We start from the raw sequence: 252 nt of genomic DNA, 5'->3' as shown, positions 1-252 counted from the left end.
AAGCGAGGAGGGTTTGACCCCACAAAAGGGTCTTGTCGAAGCGGCCGTTGCTGAGCGCTTGCCCGATGGTATTGAGCTGCACCAACATATATTTTCCCCCTTGGTCGACAGTTCCAATCTTGGGCCTGAACACTGGAACGAAATCTTAGATGTCATGGATGCGCATCCTGATTGCCCCGTTTTGGTGATCCAAGGGACGGACACCATGGCCTTTACAGGTGCGGCCCTGTCACAGGCTTTGCATGGTTTGAA

Annotated in this window: 1 protein-coding gene; it reads left to right on the top strand. The window is 53.2% G+C overall.

Features of this window, described 5'->3' with window-relative positions:
- Window positions 1–252 (top strand): asparaginase domain-containing protein (locus FEK29_RS17830; protein WP_193554894.1); only part of this gene is annotated, 252 nt, incomplete at both ends.

Source organism: Maribacter aurantiacus (assembly GCF_005780245.1).
GTDB classification, from domain to species: Bacteria; Bacteroidota; Bacteroidia; order Flavobacteriales; family Flavobacteriaceae; genus Maribacter; species Maribacter flavus.
Note: the sequence above shows the minus strand (reverse complement) of the source record. Positions and strands in the feature narration are given on the sequence as shown.